Origin of the sequence: Clostridium lentum (assembly GCF_014287815.1) — a bacterium.
Classification (GTDB): Bacteria; Bacillota; Clostridia; order Clostridiales; family Clostridiaceae; genus Clostridium; species Clostridium lentum.
Window position 1 is genome coordinate 1 of the sequence record NZ_JACOOQ010000032.1, and the last position, 7479, is coordinate 7479.

Genomic DNA, 7479 nt, shown 5'->3' on the forward strand with positions numbered 1-7479 from the left:
ATACGGAATAAAGTATTAATTAATAGGAAAAATATAGCATAGAACCGATGTTAGTTCTATGCCTTTTAGAATACTTAAAATTAAATTCCCGAAGGGAGCGTGGCGAAAGCCACTTTTTTATACGTAAAGATAATTTAGGGGTAAGGTATAAGGAGAAATATTAAATAATAAGTAATATAAATTAAAATGGATAAATACTATTAATTAAGGGAATAATTTTATAACAATAGAAAGTAAATAAAATACTTTTAGAAATATTATGAGGCTTGTACTATTTGAACATATTAAAACATAAAAATTTAATAGATATTTATTAAGTTAAATAGTTTTAATATAAATTATATAAATATTATATATAAGAAAGGCAGGTGAAAGATAGTACTTAGGGCAAGTATTATCTAAGATATCATGAAAAACTACAATTTTGAAAGTTTAAGAAATGTAGGTTTGATAGGACATGGTGCTACAGGAAAGACATCATTAGCAGAGGCATTACTATATTATACAGGCACTACTGATAGACTTGGAAAAAATGAAGATGGAACCACTGTAATGGATTACGAAGCAGAAGAAAAAAAGAGAGGTATTTCTTTATCAACTTCTGTAGCTTGTGTTGAATCTAATAATACAAAGATTAATATAGTTGATATGCCTGGATATTTTGATTTTGAAGGCGAAATGATACAAGGAATGAAAGCAGTAGATATAGCAACAATTGTAGTATGCGCTGTATCAGGTGTTGAAGTAGGAACGGAAAAAGCATGGAAGTATTGCAATAAAGTAAATATTCCAAGGGCATTTTTTATTAATAAAATGGATAGGGAAAATGCAGATTTTGATAAGACATTAGAACAAATGAAAGAAAAATTTGGTCTTAGCATAGTACCAATAGAATATCCAATTGGTAAAGAAGAAAATTTTACTGGTGTAGTAAATATAATTTCACAAAAAGCATTTAAATTAGACAATAAAACTAAAAAAATGGTAAGTATAGATATTCCTGCAGATCTTATTGATAAAGTAAATGAATGTAGACAAATGATAATGGAAACAGTTGCTGAGACTGATGAAGAATTATTAGAAAAATATTTAGAAAATGGAAAACTTAGTGATGAAGATATTTATTCAGGATTTATAAAAGGTTGTTCTGATGGAGAGATAGCTCCTGTATTATGTGGAAGTGCTACGAAAGTAGTAGGTATCAAATCAATGTTAGAAAATATTATAGGATGTTTCCCATCACCTAGATACTCACGTGCTCATAAAGCATTAGATATTGATACTGGTGATGAAATTTATATTAAGGTTGAAGAAGATAAACCATTTTCAGCTTATGTATTTAAAACTATAGCTGATCCTTTTGTAGGAAAGATTTCATTGTTTAAAGTAATTACTGGCAAATTAAATGGAGATGCTGTAGTAAAGAACACTAATAGTGGCAAGCAAGAAAAATTATCTCATTTATTCTTTATGAGAGGAAAAAATCAAATTGTTACTGATGAAATAATTGCTGGAGATATAGGTGCAGTAGCTAAATTACAATTCACATCAACTGGAGATACTTTATGTAGTCAAGAGATTAATATTAAATATGATAAGATTAAGCTTCCTGTACCAGTTATGTCAATGGCAATACTTCCCAAAACAAAAGGTGATGAAGAAAAGATTTCTTTAGCATTATCTAAACTTATTGAAGAGGATCCTGTTTTTAAAATTGAAAGAGATAAGGAAAATGCAGAGACAATAATTTGGGGTTTAGGAGAAACTCATTTGGAAGTAATAGCTAGTAGGATAAAGAATAAATTTGGAGCAGATGTTATTTTACAGACTCCAAAGATTCCATATAGGGAAACTATTAAAGGAAAGTCTGATGTTCAAGGTAAATACAAGAAACAATCAGGAGGACATGGTCAATATGGAGATGTTAAGATAAAATTTGAACCAAGAAATGATGGTGAATTTGATTTAGATTTTGTTGATAAAGTAGTAGGTGGAGCTGTTCCAAGAAACTTCATACCAGCGGTAGAGAAAGGATTAAGAGAATGTATGTCCAGTGGTGTCTTGGCTGGATATCCTGTTGTAGGAGTGAAAGCTACATTATATGATGGATCATACCATCCAGTTGATTCTTCAGAAATGGCTTTTAAAATAGCAGCATCTATTGCTTACAAAAAGGGGTTAGAAAGTGCAAAGCCAATCTTATTGGAACCTATAATGAATGTAGAAATTAAGGTTCCAGATGAATACATGGGTGATGTAATGGGAGATATAAATAAAAAGAGAGGTAGAGTTATGGGAATGGAACAAGTAGGTGATGAACAGAAAGTTATTGCGGAAGTGCCTATGGCTGAAATGTTTAATTACGCTACTTCATTAAGAGCAATGACTCACGCAAGAGGAAGTTATGTAAGTTCTTTTGGTAGATATGAAGAAGTTCCTGAATCAGAACTAATAAAGATATTAAATGAAGCAAAGAAATTAAAGGCAGAAGCTTAAAATAATAAGAGGTGGAGTATAATTTCACCTCTATTTTCTATTAAAATATATTACGAATGAATAAAATATAATTTATTTACATAAATTATTATTGAGTAAAAATATAGATGGACTAAAGTAGTAGGAGGATATTAAATATGCCTGACTATAGAATGGATATAAAGGGAAAGTTAGGACTAGGAGAATATAGTGATATATATGACTATATGGGAATAGTTGATAAAAATGATAATTTTACAATTACTTTAGATGCATCAAATAAACAGCACATAAATATAATTACTTCGATGCTAAGAGAAGGAAATTTTGTAATAATAGATCAAGGAATTGATACTCTTGGAGGTTATTATATTAATGCTAATAAGTATAAATAATATATCTCTAGAGCTTTAAGCTTTAGGGATTTTAAATTTGTAAAAATAAAAACATAAAGATTTAATTATATTATGATATTAATTAATTGGATATTGATGGTATAATTCAATTAGAAGTAAATTGAATTGAGGTGAAAAATGTGAAAGCAGAAATAATAGCAATAGGTTCAGAAATATTGTTAGGAGATATTGTAAATACAAATGCACAGTATTTATCTAGAGAACTTGCTACTTTAGGAATAGATGTATATCATCAGCAGGTAGTTGGTGATAATGAGGAAAGATTATTAAAGGCATATGATGAAGCATATAAAAGAAGCGAGCTTGTAATAACAACTGGTGGCTTAGGACCAACACAAGATGACATTACTAAGGAGTCAGCAGCAAAGTACTTTAACAAAAAATTAAAGCTTGATGAAAATACTTTAAAAGGTATTGAGAAATATTTTAATAAGCAAGGTCGTGAATTAAAAGGAAATAATATTAAGCAGGCATATTTTCCAGAAGGTGCGATAATAATGCCTAATAGCTGTGGAACAGCCAGTGGTGTAATTATAGAAGAGGGAAATAAGAAAATGATAATATTGCCAGGGCCACCAAGGGAAATGGAAAGTATGTTTAATGAGCAAGTACTTCCTTACTTAGAAAAGTTAACAGATTGTGTGCTTAGATCAAAGATGCTAAGAATTTTTGGAATAGGTGAAAGCTTCATGGCAGAAGAGCTAGCTTATCTTATTGATAATGGAAAAAACCCAACGGTTGCTCCTTATGCTAAAGGTGTAGATGTTAGCTTAAGGATAACAGCTAAAGGAGAAACTGAAGAGGAATGTTTAAATTTAATTGAACCAGTGGAGGCGGAAGTGAGGAAGACACTTAAAGACAAAGTGTATGGAGAAGGAGAAATTACCTTAGAGTATAAGGTAGCAGAAATGTTATGTAAAAGCAATTTAACCATTTCCACAGCTGAATCATGTACAGGGGGAATGATTGCTGCTAAGCTAATATCATATCCAGGAGTTTCACAGGTATTTCTTGAAGGTGCTGTTACATACTCCAATGAAGCTAAGGTGAGGAGACTTGGTGTTAAGAAAGAAACCTTAAATTTATATGGTGCAGTAAGCAAAGAAACTGCCAGGGAAATGGCAGAAGGTATATGTAGAGAAAGTGGATCAGATATTTCAGTAGTTACAACTGGTATTGCAGGACCAGGTGGTGGAACAAAAGAAAAGCCAGTAGGTTTAGTATATATAGGATTATGCTTTAAAGGGGAAACAGTAGTAGAAAAGTTTATCTTCCAAGGAGAGCGAGATAAGATTAGAGAAAGAGCTACTATGAATGCATTAAATCTATTAAGGCTAAAAATCATTGAAAAAGGATATTGTAGGGAATAAGAAAAAATAATCCCGTTAATCAAATGATTAAGGGGATTATCTTGTATATAAATAAAATGGGGGAGAGGCGATTAATTATGAAGCTTTATCCACTTCATTTATATTATTATCATATAAAACTATAAATATACATTATTGCAAAGTAGATTTACAGTTAGGGGGAATGTTTTTGAAAAAATTGAAGGAGGCTAATATATACTTTTTAGTTATATTGCTATTAGGTATTTTTTCGGCTTATCCATTATCATATATATTTAGTATTTTAAATATTACAGACTATAGAATGAAATTGTTTATTACACATTTAACCATATTTATAATGCCAGCAATTATTTATTTATTATTATCACCAAGAAGTATAAAAGACACTTTAAGGATTAATAAGCTTTATTTTAAAGATGCATTATTATTGATATTATTGGCATTTGTTTGCCAACCAATGGTCACATTGTTATCTTTAATATCACAATTAGTGTTTCCTAATAATGTTGCAATGGTGATTACATCTATTATAGATACTCCATACCTTTTATTCTTGTTATTGTTTGCTGTTATGCCTGCTATAACTGAAGAAATTACTATTAGGGGAGTGGTTTTAGCTGGTTATGATGATGAAAACATCTTTGTATCAGCGGTGGTTACAGGATTGTTCTTTGGAATTATGCATTTAGATGGACAACAATTTTTATATGCAGTAGCATTAGGGATTATATTAGCATTAGTTGTTAGAATTACTAAAAGTATATTTTCTAGTATGATTATTCATTTTATCATCAATGGTACATCTGTAACATTGTCAAAGTTAATGGAGTTATTGCCAGCAAGTGAAGAGGAATTGCAGGCAGTAAGTGAAGTTACTTTAAAAAATGTACCTAATTCAGTAGTTTTAGGAGCAATATTCTTTTATGCTATTTTAACTATAATTTGCTTTGTAGCTATATATTTTATTTTTAAAAAGCTTATATCATTAAATATAAAGAGAAATATACTAACAAGAGAAGAGGTAAGAGTAAAAAATAGTTTGATGAAAAGTATAAAGGATGTAGTAAACTTACCATTAGTCTTAATAATAGGAATATATATTATCTATATGAATTTTTTTAGTTAATTAAAATAAATTATATATTATTTAATTAATCAAATAGGTGAAGAAGTAGTATATTAAGCAGAAAAAAACAATATTAACAAAAATATTGACATAATTATAGGAATATAATATAATAAAATTGTTAAGGCTCGATAGCTCAGTCGGTAGAGCAGAGGACTGAAAATCCTCGTGTCCCTGGTTCGATTCCTGGTCGAGCCACCAGGTAAGCAGCTTGTTGAATAATAAGCTGCTTTTTTGTGCTTAAATATATACTCATTAATTATAAAAGATATATTGAATCGTTATTTTAAAATGGACGGTTTAATATATCTTTTTTTTATAAAAAATATAATAACACTATGTTAAGCTGATATAAATTAAAGATAAAAGGCAATAATATAATACTAATAGATAAAGAAATAAAGCTCTATGGTATAAATAATAAAAAGTTAATAAAAAATATACAAAGAGTTATAAAATAACTCTTTACAAGTTAAGTAAAAGGATTTATAGTTATTTGTAGAAAGTAATTTTATATTAATTTGTATTAAGATATAAATATGGGAGGGTAGTTAAAATGGGAAAATTTATGTTATCAGAAGAGGATTATGAATATTTAACCAAAGGAATAGCTATAGGTGTTGGAATAGGAATTTTTGTGGGAGCTTTTTTTGAAAATATAATTTTTACATTTGCTGCCGGAGGAGTAATTGGAATGATAAGTGGTTTAATATACTCTACTTATAAAAAGTTTAAAAAGAAAGAAATAATGTAAGATATTATTTTGATTTATTCTATTAGATAAGGAGCCCTATGTAAAGTTTATTTTCATAGGGCTCCTATTTTTATATATGCACAGAATAAAAAAATATGTATCCTATATATTTTCTATTTGCCAATCTATAGGTTTTTTACCTATAGAGATAAGGAAATCGTTGGCTTTTGAGAATGGATGGCTACCAAAGAATCCTCTAAAAGCTGATAATGGACTAGGATGAGTAGATGTTAATATCAGATGCTTACTATTAGTTATTAGGGATTTTTTTTGAATTGCATTATTTCCCCACAAGATAAAAACAACTGGGTCGTTCTTTTTATTTATCAATTCTATTATCTTATCCGTTAGTTGTTCCCAGCCTTTATTTTTATGAGAATTTGCAGCACCATCTCTTACAGTAAGAACAGTATTAAGAAGTAAAACACCTTGATCAGCCCACTTTTTTAAATATCCGTTGTTAGGAATATAACAACCTAAATCATTATTTAGTTCTTTATATATATTACTTAAAGAAGGAGGAATAGCAACAGTAGGATTTACCGAGAAACTTAATCCATGAGCTTGATTCATTCCATGATAAGGATCCTGACCTAATATTACTACTTTAATATTTTCATATGATGTGAAATTTAAAGCGTTAAATATATTTTCTTTATCAGGATGAATAATATGATGCTTATATTCATTATTGAGAAAATTCCTTAGGTTAAAGAAATAATCCTTTTTAAATTCATCTTTTAATAAATAATACCAGTCTTTGGCTAATACATTAGTCATAAAATCACCTCTTACATTTTAGTTTATACAATATGAATTATAAGTATTAATAATAGAAATGCCAATAATTTCATCAAAATAGGCAAAAACGTTACCTTGCATATCGTATATAGATATATTAAGAAAAATGGAGAAAAATAATATAAATTAAGATTAATATGCTTAAATTAGTAATAAAACATAAAATTATGGAGAATAATAATGGTAAGATAAAACACGTCGCAGAGATGACATACAGATAAATATCTAGTAGGTAAATTTGCGAAAATGGAAAGTAGTTTCTGAAAAAAACTTTTTAAAAAAAAGTTGTTGACAGAATAAACTTCCAGTGATAAGATAAGAAAGTCGCTTGAGGGCGACAAGATAAATGGTCTTTGAAAATTGAACAGAATATAGTTAATATAAAACCAGCAATTCTTTTAAGTCTTATAAAGACTCAAAGTAATTTGAGCAAAACAGATTAAACTTTTTATTGAGAGTTTGATCCTGGCTCAGGACGAACGCTGGCGGCGTGCCTAACACATGCAAGTCGAGCGAATGAAGTTCCTTCGGGAATGGATTTAGCGGCGGACGGGT

Annotated in this window: 6 protein-coding genes, 1 tRNA gene and 1 rRNA gene; 7 read left to right on the forward strand and 1 reads right to left on the reverse strand. The window is 29.1% G+C overall.

Going from position 1 to position 7479, the window contains the following annotated elements; all coding sequences use genetic code 11:
• The first annotated feature begins 408 nt into the window (after nt 1–408).
• From fusA to H8R92_RS12770, 6 genes are all read left to right on the forward strand, one after another.
• Complete coding sequence (fusA, locus tag H8R92_RS12745) at nt 409–2496, forward strand: elongation factor G (protein ID WP_022212132.1); 2088 nt, start codon at nt 409–411, stop codon at nt 2494–2496.
• Between the two features lie 137 nt (nt 2497–2633).
• Nucleotides 2634–2870: a hypothetical protein gene (locus H8R92_RS12750; protein ID WP_022166988.1), complete on the forward strand. Its 237-nt coding sequence runs from the start codon at nt 2634–2636 to the stop codon at nt 2868–2870.
• Between the two features lie 140 nt (nt 2871–3010).
• Nucleotides 3011–4261 (forward strand): competence/damage-inducible protein A, encoded by a 1251-nt coding sequence (locus H8R92_RS12755; protein WP_186835653.1) that lies wholly within the window; start codon nt 3011–3013, stop codon nt 4259–4261.
• Nucleotides 4262–4424: 163 nt separating this feature from the next.
• Nucleotides 4425–5369: a CPBP family intramembrane glutamic endopeptidase gene (locus H8R92_RS12760; protein ID WP_186835654.1), complete on the forward strand. Its 945-nt coding sequence runs from the start codon at nt 4425–4427 to the stop codon at nt 5367–5369.
• Between the two features lie 125 nt (nt 5370–5494).
• Nucleotides 5495–5570: transfer RNA gene (locus H8R92_RS12765), tRNA-Phe, on the forward strand.
• 355 nt (nt 5571–5925) lie between these two features.
• Nucleotides 5926–6123, forward strand: a complete 198-nt coding sequence (locus tag H8R92_RS12770; protein WP_022212650.1) for a hypothetical protein — start codon at nt 5926–5928, stop codon at nt 6121–6123.
• Nucleotides 6124–6225: 102 nt separating this feature from the next.
• Here H8R92_RS12770 and H8R92_RS12775 read toward each other — a convergent pair whose 3' ends face one another.
• Nucleotides 6226–6903, reverse strand: a complete 678-nt coding sequence (locus H8R92_RS12775; RefSeq protein WP_186835655.1) for a uracil-DNA glycosylase — start codon at nt 6901–6903, stop codon at nt 6226–6228.
• Between the two features lie 468 nt (nt 6904–7371).
• On the opposite strand from H8R92_RS12775, the gene H8R92_RS12780 reads away from it, so the two are divergent.
• Nucleotides 7372–7479, forward strand: a 16S ribosomal RNA gene (locus H8R92_RS12780); the annotation flags it as partial.